This is a genomic window from Elstera sp. (assembly GCF_044372965.1).
In the GTDB taxonomy this organism is placed as follows: Bacteria; Pseudomonadota; Alphaproteobacteria; order Elsterales; family Elsteraceae; genus Elstera.
In genome coordinates, this window is the sequence record NZ_JBILQX010000281.1 from 1 (window position 1) to 3,306 (window position 3,306).

Here is a 3,306-nt window from a genome sequence, read left to right on the forward strand (position 1 = left end):
CACCATCCGAACGGCGCGGGCGCGGACTTCAGGAGAAAACTTGTTCGTCGTCTTGCTTGTCATAGACCCTACTTCTCACGAGTTGGGGTCTCCGGCAAACTCGGGGCGGTTCAGAGCGCCAACCGATGGGCTCTCCTCAATCAACCGACTCGATCATCGCCGAGGTTTTCGAGCCGGGTGGGTTTTCAAACTTGCTTCGTTTGGCCGCGCTCAATACTTACGGACGCGCGGCGGGTCTCTCGAAAATCGCGACATTGGCAAATATCCGATTCACCGTGACCAGAACCCCCGAAACCAAAGTTTATTTCTCGCCGAAGCTTCCCGTGGATCGCGCTTATAGCATCACGGGATTGCGGCTTCGGATTAATGCCCCGATTACTCGGCGGGGGGCTGCCTAAGCCTCCACCGGCTTCGCCTCATGCGCGAGCGTCCACCCTCGGTCACTCTGCTGGTAGTATTTCAACCAATGCCCCGCCGCCTTCGCCTCTTTATAGCGCAGGCGCGCGGATGCTACCGCGAGTTCGTCACGGCCGTTGAAAATATCGAGAATGCGGGCGTAAGCACTTGGATTGCCTAAGCTAACGCCTTCGGTCAGCAGCGCCACCGTCGCCCCGTTCGGGTTTTCGTCGGTCGCGGTGAGCCAGATCGGCTGGCGGGCAGCCATGCCTTCTTTCACCGTGCCGTGGGGCAGGAAGCTGGCGGGATCGTAGGTCCAGAGGTGGGCGTTCAGCGCCTCCACCCGTTCTTCCGACCCGCACAGCACCACGGCGCGCAAATTGGCCGCTATCACGCGCTCCAGCAGCTTCGGCAAAGCCTCCTCCAGCGGGGACCGCGTGAGGTGGTAGAAGCTCCAGTCGGTCATAGCGGCCACTATTTCCTTAGGCTTCGTAGCGGCTTTTCACCAACTGGTCGAGCAAGCGCACGCCCCAGCCGGTCGCGCCCTTCGGCACCACGCCCTTATCCTTATTCGCCCAGGCCACGCCGGCGATATCGAGATGCGCCCAAGGCACATCATTAACGAAGCGTTGCAGGAACACGGCGGCCACCGCGCTGCCCGCGCCGCCATCGCCGATATTCTTCATGTCGGCGATGGGGGATTTCAGCAGCGCGTCATAGGCTTCGCCGAGCGGCATGCGCCACAGGGTTTCGCCCGTGTCTTTACCCGCCGCGAGAATAGCCTCGGCGAGCGCGTCGTTATTGGAGAAAAGCCCCGCGTGCTCGTGACCCAAGGCAATGATAATCGCGCCGGTCAAGGTGGCGAGGTTAATCATGGCGACCGGCTTGAAGCGGTCCTGGGTGTACCAAAGAATATCGGCGAGTACCAAGCGGCCTTCGGCGTCGGTATTCAGCACTTCGATGGTCTGGCCGCTCATGCTGGTGACAACGTCGCCGGGGCGTTGGGCGGTGGACGAGGGCATGTTTTCCACAAGACCAACGACGCCGACGGCATTGACCTTCGCCTTACGCCCCGCGAGCGCCAGCAGCGTGCCGACGACCGCCGCCGATCCGCCCATGTCCCACTTCATGTCTTCCATGCCCTTGGCGGTCTTCAGCGACAGCCCGCCGCTATCGAAGGTCACGCCCTTGCCGACGAAGGCCACTGGGGCCGCGCCATCCTTGCCACCGTTCCAGCGCAGCACGACGACGCGCGATTCCGACTTGGAGCCCTGCCCCACGCCAATCAGCGCGCCCATGCCAAGCTTTTTCAAGTCTTTAAGGGTGAGAACTTCAACCTCAAGCCCGGATTTTTCCAGATCCTTCAGCCGGTCGGCGTAGGTTTCCGGGTTCAGCACATTGCCAGGTTCGGTGACGAGGTCGCGCGCGTAGACAACGCCGTCCGCAAGCTTATCGAGATCGGCAAAAGCCTTTTTCGCGGCGCTATGGTCGGCCAACAGAACCGCCACTTTTTCCAAGCTGGGCTTATCGTCGGCCTTTTGCTTGGTCAGATATTTATCGAAGCGATAGGCGCGCAACGAAAGCCCATGGGCAAGGCGCGCGGCCAGGGAGGCCGTGCTGAGGTCGCCCGTTAGTGGATCGACGGCAATGGCAAGATGGGTTTCCGGTTGGGCGGCAACCGCTGCGTAGACCGAACCGCCGAGGCTTTCAGCCTTGGCATCGGTCAATTCGGCGAGCTTGCCAAGCCCGAGCAGCAACACCCGCCCCGCATCGAGCCCGGCCGGCGCGAGAATTTCCAACGTCTGGCCGAACTTCCCCGTAAAGCGGCTCGCCGCCGCCGCCCGCGTGAGCGCGCCATGGGTTTGAGCATCCAGGTGCGCGGCGCTGGCGAGAAGCGCGCGATCTTCAGCGACGGTTACAACCAGCGTGCCTTTTTTAGCGAGGTCCAAATCGGCAAACGAAATTTTCATGCGAGGGATCTTTCTTCGGTCTAAGAAGCGCTTGGGCAGTCCGCAATTGGTGTCCGTGCCCTTTCCGTCACCTTATCCGGCCACTGCCGTCTTGCCAATCGGTGCCTATCTGGGAAAAGGGCGCGCGGGGTCTCTTGCCGCTGAGGCCAGAATGGGGCAAGGTCCGCCTGCAAATTCTGGTTAAGGAAATGGTCAGCGCGATGGCCCGCTTAGTCTATTCGTCGGTTTTGGCAGCCCTGCTGTCGGTGGCTCCCGTCAGCCTTGAAAACGGCTTTGTGCCGAAAGCGGCTGAAGCGCAGGAAATGCTGCGCATCGCCGCTGTGGTGAACGACGAAATCATTTCGATTTATGACATCATCCAGCGCGCCGATTTTCAAACGATCATCGGTCTTGGCCAGCAAGTGACCGAGGAGTCGCGGGCGCGTCTCGTGCCGATCATGCTGCGCACGATGATTGATGAAAAGCTGATGATGCAGGAAGTCAAACGCCGGGGCATCAATGTTCAAGATGAGGAAGTAAAGGCCTATCTTGAGGCCTTGGAGGCCTCGAATAACCGGCCCAAAGGGTCGCTGTTGAAGGATGTCGAGCGCGTCGGGCTTCGGCCCGATACGCTGATGGATCAGATCCGCCCCCGGTTGGGCTGGGATATTCTGAACCGTCAGAAGGTGCGCGCCCTCCGCCCGGTCTCGGATGACGAAATTGATCAGGTTATTGCCGAAGCCCAGGCCTCCCAAGGGCAGCCGGAATATTTGGCTGCCGATATTTTCCTGTCCTTCGATTCGGTGGGCGGGGAAGCCGCAGCGCTGCGTATCGTCGACGAAATCGCCCGGCAACTCGGCAGCGGCGCGCGGTTCTCGGCGGTGGCCCAGCAGTATTCAAACTCGGCGTCGGCCTCGACGGGGGGGGATCTCGGCTGGGTGCGCACCGGCCAGATCGATCC

The 3,306-nt window shown here is 61.1% G+C and carries 3 protein-coding genes; 1 reads left to right on the forward strand and 2 read right to left on the reverse strand.

Annotation, left to right across the window (positions count from 1 at the left end):
- Positions 1–394: 394 nt before the first annotated feature.
- Positions 395–862, reverse strand: a complete 468-nt coding sequence (locus tag ACIQ36_RS19575) for a DNA polymerase III subunit chi (protein WP_395832481.1) — start codon at positions 860–862, stop codon at positions 395–397.
- 16 nt (positions 863–878) lie between these two features.
- Positions 879–2,366, reverse strand: coding sequence for a leucyl aminopeptidase (locus ACIQ36_RS19580; RefSeq protein WP_395832482.1), 1,488 nt, complete (start codon positions 2,364–2,366; stop codon positions 879–881).
- 200 nt (positions 2,367–2,566) lie between these two features.
- On the opposite strand from ACIQ36_RS19580, the gene ACIQ36_RS19585 reads away from it, so the two are divergent.
- On the forward strand, positions 2,567–3,306 hold a 740-nt coding region (locus ACIQ36_RS19585), incomplete at its 3' end, for a peptidylprolyl isomerase (protein WP_395832484.1).